The organism is Xanthomonas melonis (genome assembly GCF_020783655.1).
Lineage (GTDB): Bacteria > Pseudomonadota > Gammaproteobacteria > Xanthomonadales > Xanthomonadaceae > Xanthomonas > Xanthomonas melonis.
Window position 1 is genome coordinate 31,949 of the sequence record NZ_JAJGQH010000005.1, and the last position, 23,180, is coordinate 55,128.

At 68.1% G+C, this 23,180-nt stretch carries 18 protein-coding genes; 17 read left to right on the plus strand and 1 reads right to left on the minus strand.

Annotated features, from left to right (window positions below):
• Positions 1-52 precede the first annotated feature (52 nt).
• The gene (locus LL964_RS06385) at positions 53-250 is read right to left on the minus strand and encodes a hypothetical protein (protein WP_146092435.1); all 198 of its coding nucleotides are present in this window, start codon (positions 248-250) and stop codon (positions 53-55) included.
• A 224-nt stretch (positions 251-474) separates the two neighbouring features.
• Here LL964_RS06385 and LL964_RS06390 point away from each other — a divergent pair, with 224 nt between their 5' ends.
• From LL964_RS06390 to LL964_RS06470, 17 genes are all read left to right on the plus strand, one after another.
• The gene (locus tag LL964_RS06390; RefSeq protein ID WP_279626978.1) at positions 475-3,999 is read left to right on the plus strand and encodes a glycosyltransferase; all 3,525 of its coding nucleotides are present in this window, start codon (positions 475-477) and stop codon (positions 3,997-3,999) included.
• Between the two features lie 707 nt (positions 4,000-4,706).
• Positions 4,707-5,078, plus strand: coding sequence for a flagellar hook-basal body complex protein FliE (fliE, locus tag LL964_RS06395; protein WP_167395431.1), 372 nt, complete (start codon positions 4,707-4,709; stop codon positions 5,076-5,078).
• A gap of 13 nt (positions 5,079-5,091) precedes the next feature.
• Complete coding sequence (gene fliF, locus LL964_RS06400; RefSeq protein WP_104588628.1) at positions 5,092-6,807, plus strand: flagellar basal-body MS-ring/collar protein FliF; 1,716 nt, start codon at positions 5,092-5,094, stop codon at positions 6,805-6,807.
• 10 nt (positions 6,808-6,817) lie between these two features.
• The gene (gene fliG / locus LL964_RS06405) at positions 6,818-7,807 is read left to right on the plus strand and encodes a flagellar motor switch protein FliG (RefSeq protein WP_104588627.1); all 990 of its coding nucleotides are present in this window, start codon (positions 6,818-6,820) and stop codon (positions 7,805-7,807) included.
• Positions 7,804-8,424 (plus strand): FliH/SctL family protein, encoded by a 621-nt coding sequence (locus tag LL964_RS06410; protein WP_104588626.1) that lies wholly within the window; start codon positions 7,804-7,806, stop codon positions 8,422-8,424. The genes fliG and LL964_RS06410 overlap by 4 nt, the downstream gene beginning before the upstream one ends.
• Positions 8,421-9,797 (plus strand): FliI/YscN family ATPase, encoded by a 1,377-nt coding sequence (locus LL964_RS06415; RefSeq protein WP_104588625.1) that lies wholly within the window; start codon positions 8,421-8,423, stop codon positions 9,795-9,797. Before LL964_RS06410 ends, LL964_RS06415 begins: the two co-directional genes overlap by 4 nt.
• Positions 9,798-9,800: 3 nt before the next feature.
• Complete coding sequence (fliJ, locus tag LL964_RS06420; protein ID WP_104588624.1) at positions 9,801-10,256, plus strand: flagellar export protein FliJ; 456 nt, start codon at positions 9,801-9,803, stop codon at positions 10,254-10,256.
• Positions 10,253-11,530: a flagellar hook-length control protein FliK gene (locus LL964_RS06425; protein ID WP_104588623.1), complete on the plus strand. Its 1,278-nt coding sequence runs from the start codon at positions 10,253-10,255 to the stop codon at positions 11,528-11,530. Before fliJ ends, LL964_RS06425 begins: the two co-directional genes overlap by 4 nt.
• A 166-nt stretch (positions 11,531-11,696) precedes the next feature.
• Positions 11,697-12,239, plus strand: a complete 543-nt coding sequence (locus LL964_RS06430) for a flagellar basal body-associated FliL family protein (protein WP_208621487.1) — start codon at positions 11,697-11,699, stop codon at positions 12,237-12,239.
• 10 nt (positions 12,240-12,249) lie between these two features.
• A complete protein-coding gene (gene fliM, locus LL964_RS06435; protein WP_104588622.1) occupies positions 12,250-13,263 on the plus strand; it encodes a flagellar motor switch protein FliM in 1,014 nt (337 codons plus the stop codon).
• Positions 13,260-13,598 carry a flagellar motor switch protein FliN gene (gene fliN, locus LL964_RS06440; RefSeq protein WP_104588621.1) on the plus strand — a complete coding sequence of 113 codons (339 nt, stop codon included), beginning with the start codon at positions 13,260-13,262 and terminating at the stop codon, positions 13,596-13,598. Before fliM ends, fliN begins: the two co-directional genes overlap by 4 nt.
• Entirely contained in the window at positions 13,595-14,002 is a 408-nt protein-coding gene (fliO, locus tag LL964_RS06445) for a flagellar biosynthetic protein FliO (protein WP_104588620.1), read from the plus strand. The genes fliN and fliO overlap by 4 nt, the downstream gene beginning before the upstream one ends.
• A 1-nt stretch (position 14,003) precedes the next feature.
• Positions 14,004-14,861 carry a flagellar type III secretion system pore protein FliP gene (gene fliP / locus LL964_RS06450; protein WP_104588619.1) on the plus strand — a complete coding sequence of 286 codons (858 nt, stop codon included), beginning with the start codon at positions 14,004-14,006 and terminating at the stop codon, positions 14,859-14,861.
• A gap of 833 nt (positions 14,862-15,694) precedes the next feature.
• Positions 15,695-15,964, plus strand: a complete 270-nt coding sequence (locus LL964_RS06455; RefSeq protein WP_005917968.1) for a flagellar biosynthetic protein FliQ — start codon at positions 15,695-15,697, stop codon at positions 15,962-15,964.
• 13 nt (positions 15,965-15,977) lie between these two features.
• Positions 15,978-16,769, plus strand: a complete 792-nt coding sequence (gene fliR, locus LL964_RS06460; RefSeq protein WP_104588617.1) for a flagellar biosynthetic protein FliR — start codon at positions 15,978-15,980, stop codon at positions 16,767-16,769.
• Positions 16,770-16,861: 92 nt separating this feature from the next.
• Positions 16,862-19,828, plus strand: a complete 2,967-nt coding sequence (locus tag LL964_RS06465; RefSeq protein ID WP_104588616.1) for a ligand-binding sensor domain-containing diguanylate cyclase — start codon at positions 16,862-16,864, stop codon at positions 19,826-19,828.
• Between the two features lie 334 nt (positions 19,829-20,162).
• Positions 20,163-23,084 (plus strand): ligand-binding sensor domain-containing diguanylate cyclase, encoded by a 2,922-nt coding sequence (locus LL964_RS06470; protein ID WP_104588615.1) that lies wholly within the window; start codon positions 20,163-20,165, stop codon positions 23,082-23,084.
• Positions 23,085-23,180 lie beyond the last annotated feature (96 nt).

The following is a 23,180-nucleotide window of genomic DNA, read 5'->3' on the forward strand; positions in this document are numbered from 1 at the left end:
CATGTAAGAGAGCTGCATCGCAGCACTCGGTAACCTTGTCTGGCATCACCGCTCACCGGTCGAGGATGTTTTCATCGACGACACCCGTGCAGGCGAGCGAGGCACGCATGGGTCGTCGAGGTGGCGTTTTTTGCTGAGCGCCCCATTTGTAGCGCATGCGATGGATCTGGCGAATGCTGCCGAACTCCAGTGCCCCGCCGACCAGCCACCTTTGGCTCTCTTGCTCCACACTACCCGTGACGAAGCGCACTGGTTACTTCCGTAGCCAGGACGGCATTGCTCGCCGACGGACAACACAGTGCCATCGCAGCCATTGCTCCCGATGGCGACGCGTCATGACGCGAGCGGCATGCATATTGCATTGGCTCTCGACCAGTTCGATGATCGCTGCCTTCCGCGGTGATCGGACCGATTCGCTCCGGCATCGCGTCTAGCATCGGATAACTCTTGAATGATCAACTCGGACGACCGCCCGTGAGCTCTCCTGCCCTCGTCAGCATCGTCATGCCCACCTACAAGGCTGCGTACTTCGCGCAGGCGCTGGAGAGTGTGTTGGGGCAGACCTATCCGGCGCTGGAGTTGGTGATCTGCGACGACAATGGCGACGGCGCCATCGAGGCGGTGCTGGCGTCCAGGCTGGCGGATGCGCCCTTCCCCATTCGCTATCACCGCAATACGCCGCGGCTTGGCGAGCTCGTCAGTACGATCAAGGGGATCGGCCTGGCGCAAGGTGAGTACGTCAAGTTCCTGCACGACGACGATGTGCTGGCGCCGGAATGCATTGCGCAGCTGGTGGCGGCGATCGAGCGCAACCCGGGCACGGCGATGGCCTCCTCGCGCCGGCAACGCATCGATGACAATGGCGAGCCGCTGCCGGACATCCCGGCCACCTGCTTCCCGTTCGCCGACGATGTGCTGATCGATGGGCCGGAGCTGGTGTCGTTCCTGGCCGACCACACCATCAATTTCATCGGTGAACCCAGCTGCGTACTGACGCGGCGTGCGGATCTGGTGACGTTGGGCGACGGGCTGATGGCGTTGAACGGCAAGGCCATCGACTGGGTGGGCGATCTGGCGATCTACGTCAAGCTGCTGCGCCACGGCAACCTGGCGTTCCTGGCCAGCCCGCTGACGCAGTTCCGCGTCTCCAGTGCGCAGTTCAGCCAGGCCGGCCGCGATCAGGTCGGGGTCGGCGATCAGGGCCATGAGGATCTGCGCCAGGGCATCCGCCAGCTTGGTTGGCGGCGCGAGACCGGCGATAACCGGCAGGTGCGCGTGGCCCCGCTCAGTCCGCACAAGGCACGGGTGTTCAAGTCGGTGGACCTGGTCAATGCGCTGATGCGCAGCGCCGGCATGGCCGAACAGGTGTCGCCGGCCACCTGGCTGGGCGTGCGCCACCCCAGCGACGTGCAACGGGCATTGATCGACGCCCGCCTGCAGGCGCATGCCGGCGGACCACGGATTGCGGTGATGCTGATCGACCGCGACGGCGATGCCGCCGCTGTGGCCGCCACCCTGGCCAGCCTGCAGGCGCCAGGCAGCTATGTGAATCAGCAGACCTGGGTACTCAGCGCCTCGCCGGCGCAGGTCAGCGATGCCGAGCGCGGGGTCCTGATCGAGAACGGCGATCTGGTGGCGACGCTCAACCGCACGATCTCCACGCAGCAGGGTATCGACTGGGTGTTGCTGGTGGACGCCGGCGCGGTGTTCACCGCCAGCGGCTTGACGGTGGTGGCGCTGGACCTGCTCGCGGTCGGCGACGACTGCCAGGCGGTCTATGCCGACGAGCTGGCGGCGCTGGACACCACGCAGCTGGGGTTGGCGTTGCGGCCGGCGCTTTATCTGGATGCACTGCTGAGCGCGCCGTCCACGCTGTCGCGGCATTGGCTGTTCCGCCAGCGCACGCTGCTGGCCGACGGCGGTTTTCCGTCGGGCCCCGGCGCGGCTTTCGAACTGGATTACCAGTTGGGGCTGGTCGAACGCTACGGGCTGGCCTGCGTGCGGCATGTCGCCGAGCCGCTGCTGATGGCCGCTGCGCAGACACGGCATGCCGATGCCGACGAACGGCTGGCCATTGCACGCCATCTGGCCGCCCGCGGCTATGTGGATGCGCAGGTGCACGGCGCCGGCCCGGGCCGGCATGCGCTGGATTACCGGCACGCGCAGCAGCCCCTGGTCAGCATTCTGGTCCTGATCGATGGACGCCTGCCACAGATGCAGCGCTGCCTGGAAAGCGTCCTGGCCAACACGGCCTACCCGCATTACGAAGTGCTGTTGCTGGACCGCAGCGGCAGCGAGCCGGAACTGCGCGACTGGCTGGCCGGCATCGAATCCTTGGGCATGCAGCAGATCCGCGTGCTGCGCTTCGATGCCACGCCCCGCCGGGAAGCGGTCTGCAATGCCGCCGCCGAACATGCGCGTGGAGACATGCTGCTGTGGCTGGCTGCGGGCGCCGCGGTGATGAAGGCGGACTGGCTGGAGCAACTGCTCAACCATGCATTGCGGCCAGAGGTCGGCGCGGTAGGCGGCAAGCTGCTGCGCGGTGATGGCACCGTGCATCACGCCGGCCTGCTGCTGGGCCTGGGCGCGCCGGTGGCGCGCGTGTTCGAGGGCAGCGCCTTCGACGAACCGGGCTATCTGCAGCGCCTGCAGCTGGACCAGAACTATGCGGCGCTCAGCGGCGAATGCCTGATGCTGCCGCGCCAGCTGTTCCTGGAGGCCGGCGGTTTTGCGCTGGAGCCGGAACTGGCGCGGTGGAGCGATGCGGACCTGTGTCTGCGCCTGCACCAGGCCGGCTATCTCAATGTGTTTGCAGCGCGCGCGCAACTGCTCATCGATCCGCTGGAGCCGCCTGCGGCCACTGCACTGGACGAGGAAGCGATGTACGCCCGTTGGCTGCCGCTGATGGCCAACGACCCGGCCTACAACCCCGGGTTCTCGCTGGATCCGGGCGCCGGCTTTGCGCTGGCCGACCCGCGTGCCAGCTGGCGGCCGCTGCAGTCGTGGCGGCCGCTGCCGCGCGTATTGGCGCTGCCCGCCGACATCGAGGGCTGCGGGCATTATCGGGTGATCCAGCCGCTGCGCGCCCTGCGCGAGGCCGGTCTGGCCGAAGGGGTGCTATTCAACGGCTATCTGGAGATCGCCGAACTGGCGCGTCAGGATCCCGACGTGGTGATCCTGCAACGTCAGGTCGGCGATGCGCGGCTGGAGGCGATGCGGCGGATGAAGGCGCTGTCGCGCGCGTTCAAGGTCTACGAGCTGGACGATTACCTGCCCAACCTGCCGCTGAAGAGCGCCCATCGCGCGCAGATGCCCAAGGACATCCTGAAGACGGTACGGCGCGGGCTGGGGCTGGTGGACCGCTTCGTAGTCTCCACCCCTGCCCTGGCCGAGGCATTCGCCGGGCTGCATCGCGATATCCGCGTGGCCGAAAACCGCCTGCCGCCGCATTGGTGGGAGCATCTGCCCGCGCGGAGCGAGCGCCGGAGCGGCAAGCCACGTATCGGCTGGGCCGGCGGCGCCAGCCATACCGGCGATCTGGAGCTGATCGCCGATGTGGTGCGCGAGCTGGCCGATGAGGTCGAGTGGGTGTTCATGGGCATGTACCCGTTCGCGCTGCGCCAGTCCATCCACCAGTTCCAGCCGGGCGTGCCGATCGACCACTACCCCGCCGCACTGGCGGCACTGGATCTGGACCTGGCGCTGGCGCCGGTGGAGCAGAACCTTTTCAACGAGTGCAAAAGCAATCTGCGCCTGCTCGAGTACGGCGCCTGCGGCTATCCGGTGATCGCCAGCGATGTGCGTTGTTACCAGGGCAACCTGCCGGTGACGCTGGTGAAGAACCGCTACCGCGACTGGATCGGAGCCATCCGCGCGCATCTGGCCGACCCGGATGCGGCCGCCGCGAAGGGAGCGGCGTTGCGCGAGGTGGTGCGGCGCGACTGGATGCTGAGCGGCAGCAATCTGGACAACTGGCGAGCCGCCTGGTTGCCGGACTGACGCGGAGACGCTGCTTCAACCGGGGTGCCCTCATCCGGCGCTTCGCGCCACCCTCTCCCGCAGGCGGGAGAAGGGACATCTGGCCGCGGGAGAAGGAACTCCTGGCTGCGGATGATCTGTAATTCGCCGCCTGCCGGTTCCCTTCCCCCGCTTGCGGGGGAAGGTGCCCGAAGGGCGGATGGGGGCGCGCGACACTCCTGCGCCGTGGGTTGCCATGCCTGCAGCGCGTGGCACCGGCGGTGTTGCCCTCATCCGGCGCTGCGCGCCACCTTCTCCCGCAGGCGGGAGAAGGACATCTGGCTGCGGGAGAAGGGACTTCTGACTGCGGATGATCTGTCGGTTGCACTGCCATTCGCTGCCTGCCGGTTCCCTTCCCCCACTTGCGGGGGAAGGGAACCGAAGGGCGGATGGGGGCGCGCGACACTCCGGCGGCGTGGGTTGCCATGCCTGCAGCGCGTGGCACCGGCGGTGTTGCCCTCATCCGGCGCTACGCGCCACCTTCTCCCGCCAGCGGGAGAAGGGACACCTGGTTGCGGGAGAAGGGACACCTGGCAGGCGGGAGAAGGGGATTCTGGCTGCGGGAGAACGGAAGCCAATCGTTGCGACGCGGCCGCGGCCGCGACAGGAACTGACCAGCGCCGGAATCCCGGCGCAGTTTCGGCACGCCGCTTGCATTGGTGTGGATGCCTCCCTGGCAGACCGCACCCATGAGCGATTCCGTCACCTCCATCCTCTCGCAGATCCGCAGCTACCAGACCCAGATGGGCCAGGGCCCGATGGGTGCGGTCGGCGATGCGGCGCGCGGCAATCAGATCCAGGGTCTGGCCGGGGCGGCTGGGACGCCGGCCACACAGGCGCCGAGCTTCAGCGAGACCCTGCGCGGTGCGCTCGGCAGCGTCAACGAGGCACAACAGAAGTCCGGCGCGCTCGCCAAGGCCTTCGAAATGGGCGACCCCAATGCCGATCTGGCACGGGTCATGGTCGCCTCCCAACAGTCCCAGGTGGCGTTCCGCGCCACTGTGGAAGTCCGCAACCGTCTCGTCCAGGCTTACCAGGACGTCATGAACATGCCGCTGTAAGGGTTGACGACACATGGCACTCGCGATCAGCAAAGAAAACATGAACCAGAACGCCGAGAAGGCGGGCCAGTGGTTCGACCGTGTGCGTAGCCTGCAGATCACCCGCAAGCTGACCATGATGGCGATGATCGCCGTGGCGGTGGCAGCGGGCCTGGCAGTGTTCTTCTGGTCGCAGCAGCCCGGCTACCAGGCGCTGTACACCGGCCTGGACGAAAAGGGCAACGCCGAGGCGGCCGACCTGCTGCGCACCGCGCAGATCCCGTTCAAGATCGATCAGGCCACCGGTGCAATTTCGGTGCCGCAGGACCGCCTGTACGACGCCCGCCTGAAGCTGGCCGGCTCCGGCCTGACCGGCAAGGAAACCGGCGGCGGCTTCGAGCTGATGGAAAAGGACCCCGGCTTCGGCGTCAGCCAGTTCGTGGAAAGCGCGCGCTACCAGCACGCCCTGGAAACCGAGCTGTCGCGCACCATCGGCACCTTGCGTCCGGTCCGCGAGGCACGCGTGCACCTGGCCATTCCCAAGCCCAGCGCGTTCACTCGCCAGCGCGAGGCGGCCAGCGCCTCGGTGGTGCTGGAGCTGCGCGGCGGCCAGGGCCTGGAACGCAATCAGGTCGATGCCATCGTCAATCTGGTGGCGTCCAGCATCCCGGACATGGCGCCCGAGCGCGTGACCGTGGTCGACCAGAGCGGGCGCATGCTCTCCATCGCCGACCCCAACAGCGACGCGGCCCAGCACGCCGCCCAGTTCGAACAGGTGCGCCGCCAGGAAAGCTCCTACAACCAGCGCATCCGCGAGCTGCTGGAGCCGATGACCGGCCCGGGCCGGGTCAACCCGGAAACCAGCGTGGACATGGATTTCTCGGTGGTCGAGGAAGCCCGCGAGCTCTACAACGGCGAGCCGGCCAAGCTGCGCAGCGAGCAGGTCAGCGACACCAGCACCAGCGCCACCGGCCCGCAGGGCCCTCCCGGCGCGACCAGCAACAGCCCCGGTCAGCCGCCGGCACCGGCCATCGCCGGCGCCCCGGCGGCCGCCAACGGCCAGGCCGCCGCCCCGGCCGCGCCGACCGAAAGTTCCAAGAGCGCCACCCGCAACTACGAATTGGACCGAACCTTGCAACACACCCGTCAGCCGGCCGGCCGCATCAAGCGGGTGTCGGTGGCGGTGCTGCTGGACAACGTCCCGCGCCCCGGCGCCAAGGGCAAGATGGTGGAGCAGCCGCTGACCGCTGCCGAGCTCACCCGCATCGAAGGCCTGGTCAAGCAGGCAGTGGGATTCGACGCGGCACGTGGCGACACGGTGTCGGTGATGAACGCCCCGTTCGTACGGGAAGCGGTGGTGGGCGAGGAAGGCCCGAAGTGGTGGGAAGACCCGCGCGTGCAGAACGGTCTGCGCCTGCTGGTCGGTGCGGTGGTGGTGCTGGCGCTGCTGTTCGGTGTGGTGCGCCCCACCCTGCGTCAGCTCACCGGCGTGACCGCGGTCAAGGACAAGCAACGCAAGGCTGGCAACGATGGCACTCCGCAGAGCGCCGACGTGCGGATGGTCAACGACGACGACGACCTGATGCCCCGCCTGGAAGAGGACACCGCGCAGATCGGTCAGGACAGCAAGACCCCGATCGCCCTGCCGGACGCTTACGAAGAACGCATGCGCGTGGCCCGCGAGGCCGTCAAAGCCGATTCAAAACGTGTCGCACAAGTCGTGAAGGGATGGGTCGCCAGTGAAGCCTGAAACACAACCGATGACCGGAGTGCAGCGCGCCGCGGTGTTGCTGCTGTCGCTGGGTGAGAGCGACGCCGCCGAAGTGCTCAAGCACATGGACCCCAAGGAAGTGCAGAAGATCGGCATCGCCATGGCCACCATGACCGGCGTGTCGCGCGATCAGGTCGAGAAGGTGATGGACGAGTTCAACGGCGAACTGGCCGGCAAGACCTCGCTGGGCGTGGGCGCGGACGACTACATCCGCAACGTGCTGATCCAGGCGTTGGGCGCGGACAAGGCCGGCGGCCTGATCGACCGCATCCTGCTGGGCCGCAACACCACCGGGCTGGACACCCTGAAGTGGATGGACCCGCGCGCGGTGGCCGACCTGGTGCGCAACGAACACCCGCAGATCATCGCGATCGTGATGGCCCACCTGGACAGCGACCAGGCCGCCGAATCGCTGAAGAACCTGCCCGAGCGCACCCGCGCCGACGTGCTGCTGCGCATCGCCACGCTGGACGGTATCCCGCCCAACGCACTGAGCGAGCTCAACGACATCATGGAGCGCCAGTTCGCCGGCAACCAGAACCTGAAGTCCTCCAACGTGGGCGGCATCAAGGTGGCGGCCAACATCCTCAACTTCCTGGACACCGGCTCGGACCAGGGCGTGCTGGGCGAGATCAGCAAGATCGACGCCGACCTGGCCACCAAGATCCAGGATCTGATGTTCGTGTTCGACAACCTGGTGGACCTGGACGACCGCGGCCTGCAGACCCTGCTGCGCGAAGTCTCCGGCGAGCGCCTGGGCCTGGCCCTGCGCGGCGCCGACATCAAGGTGCGCGAGAAGATCACCCGCAACATGTCCCAGCGCGCGGCCGAGATCCTGATCGAAGACATGGAAGCGCGCGGCCCGGTCCGCCTGGCCGACGTGGAAGCGGCGCAGAAGGAAATCCTCACCATCGTCCGCCGCCTGGCTGACGAAGGCGCCATCAGCCTCGGCGGCGCCGGTGCGGAGGCGATGGTATGAGCGACGTGGTCACCCGCTGGCTGGCGCCGGACCTGCACATGGCCCCCGCGCTGCCGGAGCCGGAGTACGACGAACCGGCCGTGCTGGAGCCGGTGCTGCGCCCGCCGACCCTGGAGGAAATCCAGGCCATCGAGGACGCCGCCCAGCAGGAAGGCTACGCCCGTGGCCATGCCGAAGGCTTCGCCCAGGGCCAGGCCGAAGTGCGCCGCCTCACCGCGCAGATCGACGGCATCCTGGACAACTTCACCCGCCCGCTGGCGCGGCTGGAGAACGAAGTGCTCGGCGCGCTCGGCGAACTGGCCGTGCGCATCGCCGGCCAGCTGGTCGGCCGCGCCTACCAGGCCGATCCGCAGTTGCTGGCCGACCTGGTCGGCGAGGCCGTGGATGCGGTCGGCGGCGCCGGCCGCGAGGTCGAGGTGCGCCTGCATCCGGACGACATCACCGCGCTGCTGCCGCATCTGGCGCCGAGCAGCACCACCCGCGTGGCCCCGGACATGAGCCTGAGCCGCGGCGACTTACGCGTGCACGCCGAGAGCGTGCGCGTGGACGGCACCCTGGACGCGCGCCTGCGGGCTGCGCTGGAGACAGTCATGCGTAAATCCGGAGCAGGCCTGTGAGTGCCTTGTTGGGAGCCACCCCGGCCGACTGGCTGGATGCGCGCAATCTGCGCCTGGCCACCCGCCTGGGCGGCCTGGGCCTGGACCCGGCCACCGGCCGCACCCTGATCCGCGAAGGCATCCTGCGCCGCGCGGTCGGCCTGACCCTGGAAGCCACCGGCTGCGAAGCGCCGATGGGCGCCACCTGCAAGGTTGAGGTCGACGGTGGCTGGGTGGATGCCGAAGTGGTGGGCTTCGCCGGCGAACGCACCTATCTGATGCCCAGCGCCGAATTGCACGGCCTGCTGCCGAACGCCCGCGTGGTGCCCTCGCGCCGCCGTGGCGGCGTGGAAGTGGGCGAAGGCCTGCTCGGCCGCGTCATCGACAGCGACGGCACGCCGCTGGACGGCAAGGGCCCGATCCGCGCCGAAGGCAGCATCGGCATGGCTGGCGTATCGATCAACCCGCTGGCGCGCGAACCCATCACCACCTCGCTGGACGTCGGCGTGCGCGCCATCAACGCCATGCTGCCGATCGGCCGCGGCCAGCGCGTGGGCCTGTTCGCCGGCTCCGGCGTCGGCAAGTCGACGCTGCTGGGCATGATGACCCGCTTCACCTCGGCCGACGTGATCGTGGTCGGGCTGATCGGCGAACGCGGCCGCGAAGTGCGCGATTTCGTCGAAACCACCCTGGGCGAGGAAGGCCTGCGCCGCGCCGTGGTCGTGGCCGCCCCGGCCGACCGCCCGCCGCTGGCGCGCCTGCATGGCGCCTACCGCGCCACCGCCATCGCCGAGTGGTTCCGCGACCAGGGCCTGAACGTGCTGCTGCTGATGGATTCGCTGACCCGCTTCGCCCAGGCGCAGCGCGAGATCGGCCTGTCGGTCGGCGAGCCGCCCACCACCCGCGGCTACCCGCCGTCGGTGTTCGCCAAATTGCCGGCGCTGGTGGAACGTGCCGGCAACGGCGCCAAGGGCCGCGGCTCGATCACCGCTTTCTACACCGTGCTGACCGAAGGCGACGACCCGCAGGACCCGATCGCCGACGCTGCCCGCGCCATCCTGGACGGCCATATCCTGCTCTCGCGTCGGGTTGCCGACAGCGGCCTGTATCCGGCCATCGACCTGGAGTCCTCGGTCAGCCGCGTGGTGCAGGACATCGCCGACGACACCTGGCGCCTGCGCATCCGCAAGCTCAAGCGGCTGCTCTCGGCCTACACCGCCAACCGCGACCTGATCGCCATCGGCGCCTATCAACGCGGCAGCGACCCGGCCACCGACGAAGCGCTGGCACGCTGGCCGGAGATCGTCGAGTTCCTGGGGCAGGACGTGCACAAAGCCTCCGATCTGATCGACAGCCTGTCCGCGCTGCAGCGGCTGGTGGAACCCGAGACCTAGTCCATGATGCAATCCAAACGGATCGACCCCCTGCTGCGTCGCGCGCAGGAACAGGAAGACAAGGTGGCCCGCGACCTGGCCGAGCGCCAGCGCACCCTGGATACGCACCAGTCGCGCCTGGAAGAACTGCGCCGCTATGCCGAGGAATACGCCAACAGCCAGATGGCCGGCACCAGCGCCGTGGCGCTGAGCAACCGCCGCGCGTTCCTGGACCGGCTCGACAGCGCCGTGCTGCAGCAGGCCCAGACGGTGGAGAACAACCGCGCCCGGGTCGAATCCGAGCGCACCCGCCTGCTGCTGGCCAGCCGCGAGAAGCAGGTGCTGGAACAACTGGCGGCCAGCTACCGCGCCCAGGAGAACAAGGTGATCGAACGCCGCGATCAGCGAGAGATGGACGATCTGGGCGCCCGCCGCGTGCGCCTGGCGCGTGCCGAAGACAGCCAAGGAGACTCCGCATGAACCCCCTGTCCGCCTTCGCTGCCGGTCTTGGCGCGCTCGCCGGTACCGGCAAGAAATCCAGCTATCACGATCCGGCATCCGAGCAGGACCCGGCCAAGGATCAGTTCGCGCGCATGCTGCATCCGGCCAACACCCCGCAGCAGGCGCCCGAGCGGGTACCGGCCAAGCAGGCCGCACCCAAGCCCGGCCAGTCCGACAAGCCGCGCAGCGACGACGACCACGGCGACGATGCCACCGGCGACGCCACCGCCCGCCCGCGCGCGCAGGACGGCGATGCCAAGCCCGCGGCGTCGGCCAAGGAGCCGGCCGCCAAGGACAGCGGCACCGCCAGCACGACCGGCAAGACCGCCACTGCCAGCGGCGACGGCAAGGACGGCAAGGACGCGGCTGCCGATACCGCCACAGCCACCGAGGCCGCCTGGCCGCCGGCGGGCCTGGGCGGGTTCGGCATGAGCCTGCTGGCCCAGGCCGTGCCGGGTGGCGACGCACTGGCCGCCGCTGCCGCCGCGCTGGCGGCCAGCGTGGCCAATGCCGCCGGTACCACGCCGACCGCCACCGCCCAGCCGACCGACGCGGCGGCTGCGCCCGCTACCGCAGCCGTCACCACCACCGCCCTGCCCTCACTGGGTGCACTGGCGCCGGCGGCGGCCACGACGGCCAAGCCCACCTCCAGCACCGCCGTCAGCGGCGATGCGCAGACCGTCGCGCTGATGAGCATGGCCGCCAAGGCCCTGGCGCCGGCCGACGACGACGGCGCCGCCCCGGCAGGCCCGGATGCCCCGGCCTTCGTGCTGCCCACCGCCGCCGCACCCACGCCGACCCGCGTGCAGGACCCGGCACCGATCTTCAGCGCCTCGCCCACCCCGACCCCGGAGATGGGCAGCGACACCTTCGACGACGCCATCGGCGCCCGCCTGAGCTGGCTGGCCGACCAGAAGATCGGCCACGCCCACATCAAGCTGAGCCCGAGCGAGATGGGCCCGGTCGAGGTACGCCTGCACCTGGAAGGCGACAAGGTCAACGCCAGCTTCACCGCTACCAATGCCGACACCCGCCAGGCGCTGGAACAGAGCCTGCCACGGCTGCGCGACATGCTCGGGCAGAACGGCTTCCAGCTCGGCCAGGCCGATGTGAGCCAGCAACAGCAGGGCCAGTCCGGCAACCGCAATGGCGGCGGCAGCGAGGGCAACGGGCTCACCCTGGACGACAGCCCGGCCGTCGGAATTCCGTCGGTGGTGTTACGCCAGCGTGGATTGCTGGACGCCTACGCCTGATCCAACGCCCCGCAGTCGCCCGCGGCGCCGCTGTTGCGCCCGCCTGCCGGACCATCGCGGCTGATCCCTTTCCCCTGCAGCGCAAGGCTTGCGGGGGTGTTTCACGTCATGGCACGCCCGTGCCAGGAATCCGACGCAGTTTTGGCACGGGCATTGCATCCAATGGGTGAGCATTCCCCTGGAGCAGACCGTGGCAGCCGCAAAGAAACCCGAGAAGACCGAAGAGAAGGACGAGAAGAAGAAGGGTGGCAAGAAGCCCATCCTGCTGATCGCCATCGGTGTGGTCGTACTGGCGGCCGCCGGCGGTGGCGCCTGGTTCTTCCTTGGCCACAAGGGCGACGAAAAAGGCGGCAAGCACGACGCCCCCAAGGTTGCCGAAGTGCCAAAGCCGGCACAGTACTTCCCGATGGACCCGGCAATTGTGGTCAACTTGGCCGATCCCGGCGACGGCCCGCAGTATCTTCAGGTCGAAGTGCAGCTGGTCACCCGCGACCCGGAAGAACTCAAACTCATCACCGAGAACGCCCCCGCCATCCGCGCGCACCTGCTGATGCTGCTGTCGCAGGTCAAGGCCACCGACGTGGCCGACCTGGCCGGCAAGCAGAAGCTGCAGAAATCCGCACTGGCCGAAGCGCAGAAGGTCATGACCAGCGAGACCGGCAAAAAATGCATCGAAGAATTGCTGTTCACCAGTTTCGTGACCCAGTAAGGCCTGCCCGATGAGCGTGAGCGATCTGCTATCCCAGGACGAAATCGATGCCCTGCTGCATGGCGTGGATTCGGGCGCGGTCAATACCGAGCCCGAGCCCTTGCCCGGCGAGGCGCGCCAGTACGACCTGTCCAGCCAGGACCGCATCATCCGCGGGCGCATGCCGACCCTGGAAATGGTCAACGAGCGCTTCGCGCGGCTGTGGCGCATCGGCCTGTTCAACCTGATCCGGCGCTCGGCCGACCTGTCGGTGCGCGGCATCGACCTGGTCAAGTTCAACGAGTATATGCATTCGCTGTACGTGCCGACCAACCTCAACCTGATCCGCTTCAAACCGCTGCGCGGCACCGGGCTGATCGTGTTCGAACCCACCCTGGTATTCACCGTGGTGGACAATTTCTTCGGCGGCGACGGCCGTTTCCACACCCGCATCGAAGGCCGCGAATTCACCGCCACCGAGATGCGCGTGATCCAGCTGATGCTCAAGCAGACCTTCGCCGACCTGAAGGAAGCCTGGGCGCCGGTGATGGATGTGGACTTCGAATACATCAACTCGGAGATCAACCCGCACTTCGCCAACATCGTGACCCCGCGCGAGTACGTGGTGGTGTGCCGCTTCCACGTGGAGCTGGAAGGCGGTGGTGGCGAGATCCACGTCACCCTGCCGTATTCCATGCTGGAGCCGATCCGCGAACTACTCGATGCCGGCATCCAGAGCGACCGCAACGACCGCGACGACTCGTGGAACGTGATGCTGCGCGAGCAGCTGGATACCGCCGAGGTCACCCTGTCCAGTGTGCTGGCCAGCAAGCGCATGAGTCTGCGCCAGCTCACCGGCCTGAAGATCGGCGACATCCTGCCGATCGAGCTGCCCGCCCAGGTACCGCTGTGCGTGGAAGACATTCCGTTGTTCACCGGCGAATTCGGCGTCTCCAACGGCAACAACGCCGTGAAGATCACCGCCGTGCGCCCGCCTGGCGTGCAAGCCCCGCGTGCCGTTCCCTCCCAGGACCCCAATCCATGATCAACTCCGACATCCTCGACCCTGCGCCTGCCACCTTCGACAGCTTGCAGGCCGAGCACGACCAGAACGCCGCCGACCTCAACCTGGACGTGATCCTGGACGTGCCGGTGACGCTGTCGCTGGAAGTGGGCCGCGCGCGCATTCCGATCCGCAACCTGCTGCAGCTCAACCAGGGCTCGGTGGTGGAACTGGAGCGCGGTGCCGGCGAACCGCTGGACGTGTACGTCAACGGCACCCTGATCGCGCACGGCGAGGTGGTGGTCATCAACGACCGTTTCGGCATCCGCCTGACCGACGTGGTCAGCCCCAGCGAGCGGATCCGGAGGCTGCGTTGATCGGCCTGCTGGCGGCTGCCGCGCCCGCCGCGGCCAAGGCCACCCAGGTGGGCGCGCAGGCGCCGGCCACGCCCAGCATGTTTGGCGCGGTCTTTGCATTGTTGTTGGTGCTTGCGCTGATCGTCGGCCTGGGCTGGTTGCTCAAGCGCATGCCCGGCAGCGGATTCCGCAGCAGCGAGGGCCTGCGCCTGGTCACCAGCCTGGCGGTCGGTGCCAAGGAGCGCGTGGTGGTGGTGGAGGTCAACGGCCAGCAACTCCTGCTGGGCGTCACCCCCGGCGGCATCACCACCTTGCATACCTTGCCCGAACCGCTGCCGCCCACGCCGCCGCCCACCCTGCCCAACCTCAAGCAACTGCCCAATTTCGCCCAGCTGCTCGCCCAGAAGCTGCGCAAGGACCCGTGACATGTTCAGTAGCTGGAATCGCTGGGGGCGTAGCCTCCGCCTGGTGTTGATCCTGCTGGCGCTGAGCTGCCCGCTGCTGGCGGCCGCCACCCCGGCCGCCCTGCCGTCGATGGCGCAGGCGGCTGCACCGGCCGCCGCTCCTGCCGCCGCGCCGGCGGCGGTGCCGCCCGGCTCCAACCAGCTACCGAACCTGCCCAACGTCAGCGTGGGCCGCATCGGCGACCAGCCGGTGAGCCTGCCGCTGCAGACCCTGCTGCTGATGACGGCGATCACCCTGCTGCCGTCGATGCTGCTGGTGCTGACTGCCTTCACCCGCATCACCATCGTGCTGGCCCTGCTGCGCCAGGCACTGGGCACCGGTCAGACCCCGTCCAACCAGGTGTTGCTGGGCCTGGCGATGTTCCTGACCGCACTGGTGATGATGCCGGTGTGGCAGAAGATGTGGGGCGCCGGCCTGCAGCCGTATTTCAACAATCAGATCGACTTCTCCACCGCCTGGACCCTGACCACCCAGCCGTTGCGCGCCTTCATGCTGGCGCAGATACGCGAGACCGACCTGATGACCTTCGCGGGCATGGCCGGCGACGGCAAGTACGCAGGCCCGGACGCGGTCCCGTTCCCGGTGCTGGTGGCCTCGTTCGTGACCAGCGAGCTGAAGACCGCCTTCGAGATCGGCTTTCTGATCTTCATCCCGTTCGTGATCATCGATCTGGTGGTGGCCAGCGTGCTGATGTCGATGGGCATGATGATGCTGTCGCCGATGCTGATCTCGGCACCGTTCAAGATCCTGTTGTTCATCCTGGTGGATGGGTGGGTATTGGTGGTGGGCACGCTGGCGGCGAGCTTCAACGCGTCATAGGGGTGGCTGGCGCGTTTGCGTCTGCTCTTGGGTTTGCTTTTGCTTTTGCTCTGAGCTCTTGGCTCGTCCGGGCCCCCATACCGCAGCGGCAAGCCGGGTAGATACAACCCGGAGGGCGGCGCGCATGGATGCGCGACGTTTTTGTAAGGGACATGGATGTCCCTTACAAAAATTTCTACCCGGATTGCGAACCTGGAGCGCGCAGCGCGGAAGGCGCGAGGACGGGGTGTGTTTCTTTGGTTACTTTCTTTGCACAAGCAAAGAAAGTGACTCGTTCCCCGAAGGGGAGCGAAAGCCTTGCACTTGCTTATGCATTGCTCTCATCCATTTGATAAAGATACCAATGCAGATCAACGGCTTTCACGCCCTTCGGGCGCGAGTCACTTTTCTTTGCTTGTGCAAAGAACGGCTTTCACGCCCTTCGGGCGCGAGTCACTTTTCTTTGCTTGTGCAAAGAAAAGTAACCAAAAGAAAGCACACCCCGTCCTCGCGCCCTGCGCGCCTGCGGCGCTCCGGGTGCGCAAGTCCGGCAGAAATTTTTGTAGGGGACATCCCTGTCCCCTACAAAAACGTCGCGCATCCATGCGCGCCGCCCTACGGGTTGTATCTGCCGGCCTTGCCGCTGCGGTATGGGGGCCCGGAAAAGCCAAGAGCAAGCAAAGCAAAAAGCACAGCGACAGCGACAGCGACAGCGACAGCGTTACGCTAGCGCCGATGTCACTGACAAGATGAAACCGCCCCCATTCACCCAGACGCCACCAGCAACTTACGAATCCCGAATCCCGAATCCCCAATCCCCGCCCCTCTGGCACCCGACTTGCATCACCACTTGTATGAGCCCTGAAATCGCCCTGACTGAATTGCGTGGTGGCCTGGTCACCGTCCTGTGGATCGCCGGACCGATGCTGCTGGCCGTGCTGGTGGTGGGCGTGGTGATCGGCGTGGTCCAGGCCGCCACCCAGTTGAATGAGCCCACCATCGCCTTCGTCGCCAAGGCGGTGGCGCTGACCGCCACCCTGTTCGCCACCGGCAGTATGCTGCTCGGGCATCTGGTGGAGTTCACCATCGCGCTGTTCCAGCGCATCCCGCATCTGATCGGCTAGCGGGCCGGACCGGATGGATGCCGCCACCCAGATGGTGATCGACGGCCAGCGCGCGTTCGCGATGGTCGGCGCGATCATGTGGACCATGCTGCGCACCGGCGCCTTGCTGACCGCCATGCCGATGATCGGCAGCCGCGCGGTGCCGGCACGGGTACGGGTGATGCTGGCCGGGACCCTGTCGCTGGCGCTGGCCCCAATCCTGCCGCCGGTGCCGGAGTGGGACGGCTTCACCGCCACCGCGGTGCTCAGCATCGCGCGCGAACTGGCAGTCGGGGCCAGCATGGGCTTCATGCTCAAGTTGATCTTCGAGGCCGGTGCCCTTGCCGGCGAGCTGGTGTCCCAATCCACCGGCCTGTCGTTCGCGCAGATGTCCGACCCGATGCGCGGGGTGACCTCGGGCGTGATCGCGCAGTGGTTCTACATCGGCTTCGGCCTGTTGTTCTTCGCCGCCAACGGGCATCTGGCGGTGATCGCGCTGCTGGTGGACAGCTACAAGGCCTTGCCGATCGGCACCGCCATCCCCGATGCCAGTGCGTTCGCCGAAGTGGCGCCCACGCTGTTCCTGCAGATCCTGCGCGGCGGGCTGACCCTGGCGCTGCCGATGATGGTGGCGATGCTGGCGGTGAACCTGGCCTTCGGTGCGTTGGCCAAGGCCGCGCCGGCGTTGAATCCGATGCAATTGGGTCTGCCCTTGACGGTCCTGCTGGGCCTGTTCCTGCTGTCCAGCTTCGCCAGCGAGTTCGCCTCGCCGGTGCAGCGCCTGTTCGACACCGCATTCGATGCCGCCAGGGACCTGACCGGCTGATCGCGGCGCAACTCAAGTTTCGAGGACGATCGCCGTCAACGCTGGTGGCGATTGAGCGACTCAATCGGCATTCCTTCCCTGCCCGGACTCCGATGCTCAACCTGCCTGCGCTGTTCGCCAGTTCCGTCCTGCGCTGTGCGGTGGCATGGGCGTGGCTCTGGCTGCTGGCGATCGGATGGGGGCTCGGGTGCGCCGGCACCGCCGCTGCACAGAGCTTCAGCTTCCGCGACTATGCGCAGGCCGAAGGTCTGCAAGGCATGACCATCACCGGGCTGATCGAAGACCGCAGCGGCGTGGTCTGGGTGGCCACCGAATCGGCGCTGCACCGTTTCGAGCGCGACCGCTTCATCGCGGTCGGACAGGACCAGGGTCTGGACGCACGGTTTACGCGGGCCTTGGCGCTGGATCAGGCCGGACGTCTCTGGGTGGCCACCAACAATGGCGTGTTCGTTCGCGATCGCGCACGCTTCGTGCCGGTGCTGCACGACGGCAGGCGCATCCGCGCCGCCGCCGGCAACGTGATCGCAGCCTACCGCGACGGTGTGGCGGTAATCGGCAACGGCGAATTGCTGGCGCTGGCCCCGGGCGCGGGCGGCCGTTGGACGGTACAGACCCTCGCACTGCGGACGCCTGACGGTACCGCCATGAAGCCTGGCCCCGCCCTGCTCGCCGACGGTCAGTTTCTCTGGCTGCCCTGCGACGCCGCGATCTGTCGTCTGGATGTCAGTGGCGCGGTGGTCGAGCGGCTGAGCGAAGCCGACGGCGTGCCGCAGCGGCGGTGGCGGGTGATCTTCCGCGAGCGCGGCGGACGGCTGTGGCTGCGCGGTGGCGGCATCATGCTGTCGCGCGCGCCGGGGGCGACCCGTTTCCAGGAGCACCCGGCCAATCCGTACAACGGCTTCACGACCATGTCCGGTGCGACCACGATGGTGGAAGACGCGCGCGGACGCATGCTGACCCGTTCCGATCACGGTCTGGTGCGCTGGGAAGGCACGCATTGGACGGATATCGGATCGGAACAGGGCCTGTCGCTGGATGCCATGGTCGGGCCGCTGTTGCTGCAGAGCAACGGCACGTTGTGGATCGGCACCCGCGGACTCGGACTGCAGCGCCTGATCGGCTACGGCAGCATCGAGCACCTGACCGAAGCGCAAGGCATGCCCTCGGCGCCGACCTGGGCCATCCAGCGCCTGCCCGACGGCATGCTGGCCGTCGGTGCCGATGGCGGCGCCAGCCTGCTTGCACGCCACGCCACGCGTGCGCTTCCCTGGCAGACCGAGGATGGCAAACCGCTGTCGCAGGCGCTGAGCATTGCCGTGGCCCCGGACGGCGCGGCCTGGGTGTCGTATTACTCCGGTGCCATCGCCCGACGCGATCCGCTCACCGGGGCGACGCGTGGCGTGATGGACCTGCCCCGGCCGGCGTACAAGTTGCTGTTCGACAAGCACGGTTCGGTGTGGATCGCGAGTCCGCGCGGGCTGGTACGCGGCCAGGCCCACCCGCCCTATGCCATGACGACGGAGCCGGCGCTGGCCGGTAAGTTCGTCGGCGACATCGATTTCGACGGCGCTGGCCGGCTCTGGGCCGCCACCAGCGATGGCTTGTTCCGCCGCGACGGCGATGGCTGGGTACATGTTCCGGTGCACGGTGCGCTGCCCAGCCAGGACACGTTCCAGATCGACTTCGCGCCCGATGGCCAGATCTGGCTGTCGCTGCGCGACAACGGGCTATGGCACGGCCGCCTGCAACCCGATGGCAGCCTGGCGGTAAGGGCGGTAGACGACCCGCTGCTGTCCAAGGTCATGCCCTTCATCCTGCGCCACGACCGCGAGGGGCGGCTCTGGGTCGGTAGCAGCCAGGGGCTGGACCTGTACGCGCATGGCCGCTGGTCGCGGATCACCCGCGCCGAGGGTCTGCTGTGGGACGACCTGTCGGCCAATGCATTTTTCGAAGACGACGATGGCAGCATCTGGATCGGCAGCAGCCGCGGGCTCAGCCATTTGCGCGATCCGCAACGGTTGTTCGCCATGCAGCCGCTGCAGGTGGAGATCAGTCAGGTACGTCGGGGTAACCAGGAGGTGCGCGCCGGCAGCACGCTCGACTGGTCCGAAACACCGCTGGATATCGAGTTGCGCACGCCCGGCACCGAAGGCAGCCCCGACCGCATCAGCTTTCGTTACCGCGTCGAGGGCCATCAGGCGCGCTGGACCACCACCACGCTCAGCCATCTCACCTACCCGCTGTTGCCGCCCGGCCGCTACACGCTGGAAGTGCAGGCACTGGACGCGTATCAACGCCATGCCAGCCCGATTGCACGCCTGCACTTCGTGCTGCGCCCGCCGTGGTGGCGCGGTACTCCTGCGATCGCCGGATACCTGCTGCTGGCCATCGCCGCAGTGATTGCATTGCTGCGCTGGCGAACCGCCAAGTTGCTGCGGCGCAAGCGCGAACTGGAACACCTGGTCGCCGAACGCACGGCCGAGCTGGAACAGGACAAACGCGAGCTGGAAGCGGCACGCGCCGAGCTGACGCTCAAGGCCAGCCACGACGAACTCACCGGGTTGCTCAATCGTGCCGGCATCCTGGCCGCGCTGCGCTGCCTGCTGCAGCGCGCCGATCCGCCGACACGCCCGCTCGCGGTGGTATTGATCGACCTGGACCATTTCAAGCAGGTCAACGATCAGCACGGGCACCTGGCCGGCGATGCGGTACTGGCCGGTGTCGGGCGCCGGCTGGACGCGCTGGTGCGCGGCGACGACCGCGTGGGTCGCTACGGCGGCGAAGAACTGCTGGCGCTGTTGCCGGGCCTGCAACGCGGCGCCACCCACCGTCTGGAGGATCTGCACCGCGGCATCTGCGGCGATTACCGCATCGATGGCGCGAGCCTGCACATCACCTGCTCGGCCGGGGTGGCCTGGCTGCAGCCCGCCGAGACCCTGGAACACCTGCTCGCGAGGGCAGATGCGGCGCTGTACCGCGCCAAGCGCGACGGCCGCAACCGCATCGCCTATGCCGACCAGACGCCCCTGACCGGTGCACCCGCCAGCGACGACCGCTGAGCGTGCGAGCGCGGCGAAGCAGGCACCGCGCCCGGGTTTCCGACCGCTGCCATCGCGGGCACCTGCTGGTGCAGGCCTGCATCGAGCACCGCGGCGGGCTGGCTGCGCGCGCCCTTCCCGGCCGATCGCGCATCCCGTCGCTCCAGCCCGCCGTGCCCTGGCCACTCCCACTCCTGCCCTGCACTCGCGCTGCACACGGCGCGATTAAAGTATTCCGCAACGACAGCCGCTAGTCGCTTTATCGCAGCCCGCGACAGGCTGCCAGTGGACGCGTGAGACACCCCGCGCAAGGGGCGCGGAGCGCACGCACGATGCGTGGGAGACTGCAACGCCTGTGGGGTCCTTGCACCACCAAAGCAGGTTGTCGGGCCGGCATGCACCGTCTGTGGCGGTGTGGTTGCTGGCCCTGTTTGCATGGGCCGATCTGGCCGGCGCGCAAAGCCTCAGCATCCGCCGCTACGCGCACGATCAAGGCCTGCTCGGCCTGGCCGGCACCTGCCTGCTGCAGACCCGTGCCACGCTGCTGTGGGTCTGCACCGAGAGCGGGCTGTATCGCTACAACGGGCGCGTCTTCAAACAGGTGGAACTGGACGGCCTGCGCAACGAACCGATCAGCGCAATGAGCGAGTCGGCCGACGGCCAGTTGTGGGTCGCCGGCTTCCAGGCCCTGTTCGTCGGCACCGAGAACGGCTTTCGCAGGCTGGCCCCCGACGAGGCCGAACACCTGCAGGAAGGCATGCTGCTCGCCAGCCCGGCATGGGGCACGGTGCTGGCCAACGGCGGAACGCTGGAACACCTGAGCCCGCGCGCCAACGGCCGCTGGCACAGCGAGCCGCTGCTGGACACCGCCACGCGGGTGCGCGTGCCGGAACTGTCCAGGGTGATGAGCCTGTCGGTGGACGGCGACACCCTGTGGGCCGGTTGCGCGCGCAAGCTGTGCGCCATCGATGCGCAGCGCAGGGTGCAGGTCTACGGGCCCGAACAAGGCGTTCCGGAAGACCTCTGGTCCAGCGTGCTGCGCGATCGCGAGGGTGGGCTGTGGGTGCGCGGCGCCGGGACGCTGCTCTACCGCGCTCCCGGCGCGCAACGCTTCAGCGTGCGCCCGGCGCCGCTGCTGGATGGCAGCACCGTCGGGCAACAGGCGCCGCTGGTGATGGATCGCCAGGGGCGCGTGCTGATGCGCCGCAACGATGGACTGGTGCGCTGGGAGGGCGGTCACTGGCGCAGTTTCGGCATCGCCAACGGCCTGCCGCCCGGCAGCAGCGACGCGATCGTGGTGGATCGCGACGGCGATGTCTGGATGACCGTGGACGGCGAAGGCCTGGTGCGCTGGGCCGGCTACGAATGGATCGAGAACTGGGACACCTCGCAGGGGATGCCGGCCGCCCCGACCTGGGCGATCGTGCGCGATGCGCACGGTGCGCTGGTGGTGGGAAACGAACATGGCAGCGGCCGCCAGGCGCATCCGGATGGCCGATTCGCCCCGGCCCTGCCGGATGCAGGTATCCAGGTCGTCGGCTTGGCGCGCAGCACCGATGGCAGTGTGTGGACGCTCAATTCGGCAGGTCACCTGCGCCGGCACTGGCCGGACGGCCGCAGTGCCGAGATCGGCAAGCTCCCGCGCACCGGGCGACGCCTGCATCTCGATCGCCAGGGCCGGCTGTGGGTGCTGAGCGTCGGCGGCCTGTTCGTGATCGAACACCCCGAGCGTGGCGGCGCGCTGCAGCCGGTGTCCGAGCTGCCCAGCATCGCCTATACCGACATCCAGCACACCGCCGACGGCACGCTGTGGGTCTCCAGCGCCAACGGCCTGTTCCGGCTGCAGGGCGAGCGCTGGTCCAGGGTGCCGGTGCAGGTCAACGGCGGCGCGGCGGACCCATGGATCGGCAAATTCCATATCAGCGACAGCGGCGAGGTGTGGCTGGCGTTCTATCGGGCCGGCGTGTGGCATGGCGTGCTGAGCGACGGGCGACTGGATCTGCAGGCGATCAGCGATGAGGCCCTGGGCGATGTCGGCGTCTACCTGCTGCGCGGCGACAGCGTGGGCCGGGTCTGGGTCGGCCACGCGCGCGGCGTGGAGGTCTACAACGGGCAGCGCTGGGCGCATCTGTCGCAATCGCAGGGCCTGCTCTGGGACGACGTTTCCGAAGCCGCGTTCGCCGAAGACCCCGACGGCTCGATCTGGATCGGCACCGCCCGCGGCGTCAGTCATGTGCAGGATCCCGGGCGCCTGTTCGACCAGCGCCCGCCCAGCCTGCGCATCGACAGCGTCAGCCGCGGCGGCGTGCCGGTGCAGCGCGGCCAGTTGCTGGGCTGGAGCGACAAGCCGCTGCATATCGAACTGTCGACGATGGAGGTCTACGACGACCCCAGCCGGTTGTCGGTGCGCTACCGCCTGCTCGGCCTGCACGAGGAATGGATCCAGGGCACCGATCTGTCGATCGATCAACCGCCACTGCCGTCCGGGCATTTCCGCCTGCAGGTGCAGCTGTTCGACCGTTACCGGCGCACCGCCTCGCAAGTGGTCGACCTGCCGTTCGCGGTGGCGCCGCTGTGGTGGCGCAGCCCACCAGCGGTTGTGCTGTACGTGCTCATCGGTGGCGGCCTGTTGATCGGCCTGTGGCGCTGGCGGCACCGTCATCTGGTGGCGCGCGAGCGCATGCTGGCCGAGTTGGTGGCCGAGCGCACCTACCAGCTGGAACGCGAAAAGCGCGATCTGGAGAATGCCCGCGCCGCGCTGGCGCTGAAGGCCAGCCACGACGCGCTGACCGGCCTGCTCAACCGTTCCGGCATCCTCGAGGCGATGGCCGACGCATTGCAGGCCTGCGCGGAGGCCGGTCAGCCGCTGGCGGTGGTGTTGATCGACCTGGATCACTTCAAGCAGATCAACGACGAGCACGGACACCTGGTCGGCGATGCGGTGCTGGCCAGGGTGGGGGCACGCCTGACCGCCTGCCTGCGCGATTCGGACAAGGTGGGCCGCTATGGCGGCGAAGAGCTGTTGCTGCTGCTGCCCGGCATGAACCGCCAGGGCCAGCACCGCCTGCGCACCATCCACGAAGCGATCGGCGTGGCGCCGTACGAGGTAGGTGCCGCGCATCCGCTGCAGGTGACCTGCTCGATCGGGGTGGCGTGGTTCCGTCCCGGCGATACCACCGCCGCATTGCTGGCACGCGCGGACGAGGCGCTGTACCGGGCCAAGCACCACGGCCGCAACCGGATCGAACCGGAGGAACCCGACATTTCGGTGGCCTGAGGCGCCGGCGTGACCACTGTCCGCGCTCAAGAACGCGCGCGGCGGGTCGCTAGCTCCTTGGGCAAGTGCGTTCTGTCGACGCCGGAACTGGATCGG

What these genes read in the sequence shown, in the direction of transcription:
- fliE (WP_167395431.1), top strand. Translation starts at nt 4,707, where the DNA reads ATGAGCGATTCCGTCACCTCCATCCTCTCGCAGATCCGCAGCTACCAG.
- LL964_RS06455 (WP_005917968.1), top strand. Translation starts at nt 15,695, where the DNA reads ATGAGCCCTGAAATCGCCCTGACTGAATTGCGTGGTGGCCTGGTCACC.
- LL964_RS06410 (WP_104588626.1), top strand. Translation starts at nt 7,804, where the DNA reads ATGAGCGACGTGGTCACCCGCTGGCTGGCGCCGGACCTGCACATGGCC.
- fliG (WP_104588627.1), top strand. Translation starts at nt 6,818, where the DNA reads ATGACCGGAGTGCAGCGCGCCGCGGTGTTGCTGCTGTCGCTGGGTGAG.
- fliR (WP_104588617.1), top strand. Translation starts at nt 15,978, where the DNA reads ATGGATGCCGCCACCCAGATGGTGATCGACGGCCAGCGCGCGTTCGCG.
- fliP (WP_104588619.1), top strand. Translation starts at nt 14,004, where the DNA reads ATGTTCAGTAGCTGGAATCGCTGGGGGCGTAGCCTCCGCCTGGTGTTG.
- fliM (WP_104588622.1), top strand. Translation starts at nt 12,250, where the DNA reads ATGAGCGTGAGCGATCTGCTATCCCAGGACGAAATCGATGCCCTGCTG.
- fliN (WP_104588621.1), top strand. Translation starts at nt 13,260, where the DNA reads ATGATCAACTCCGACATCCTCGACCCTGCGCCTGCCACCTTCGACAGC.
- LL964_RS06425 (WP_104588623.1), top strand. Translation starts at nt 10,253, where the DNA reads ATGAACCCCCTGTCCGCCTTCGCTGCCGGTCTTGGCGCGCTCGCCGGT.
- fliJ (WP_104588624.1), top strand. Translation starts at nt 9,801, where the DNA reads ATGATGCAATCCAAACGGATCGACCCCCTGCTGCGTCGCGCGCAGGAA.
- fliF (WP_104588628.1), top strand. Translation starts at nt 5,092, where the DNA reads ATGGCACTCGCGATCAGCAAAGAAAACATGAACCAGAACGCCGAGAAG.
- LL964_RS06465 (WP_104588616.1), top strand. Translation starts at nt 16,862, where the DNA reads ATGCTCAACCTGCCTGCGCTGTTCGCCAGTTCCGTCCTGCGCTGTGCG.